1 pseudogene is annotated in these 576 nt (G+C 48.6%); it reads right to left on the bottom strand.

The window, feature by feature from the left end:
* Positions 1-576: pseudogene (locus tag A3750_RS26410) on the bottom strand (tetratricopeptide repeat protein); the annotation flags it as partial.

Genomic DNA, 576 nt, shown 5'->3' with positions numbered 1-576 from the left:
GCATATTTATAATCCTTCAGCGCGTATAGGCTGTGCGCTTTTATGATCCGGGTCTCGGCCAGTACCTTGTTTGATGGGCTTGGTTGCCAGTCAAGTAAGCGTTCTGTAAGTTCGATGCTCTGAACATAGTCTTGCTCTGCAAAAGCATCTTGCGTGGCTGAGTAAAGAACGTCGTCTGCCCGTCTGTCTGTCGAAAATTCGTCGACGAAGCGCAGGCGACTCTTTTGCCGTAAATCTTTATTCGCTGTTAGTACTCGAGGGTTGTTCGCATCCCATGAGCGAGAAAAACCATTGTAGGCCAATATCGACGCATAAGCGGCTTCATTTGCTTTGTCGTAACTCGGAAAATAATACCCTGCTGCCTCAAATGCGTAGATTGCGCTTGCCCAGTTTTCTAAAGCGAGCCGGCACTCTCCAAGTAACATTAACGTTTCGGGCGTTTGGCGTTCGCTTGGGAATGCAACGACAAAATCGCCGTAATAGCGTGCCGCTTTTCGGTAGTTGCTTGCGCGCGCTTGCTTCTGATTTTGCTTTTCTGCTCTTTGTGCAAGAACGTAGTGACGATCTGCTAACTCG

The organism is Oleiphilus sp. HI0079, from assembly GCF_001635105.1.
This window is presented reverse-complemented; position numbering and strand designations above follow the sequence as displayed.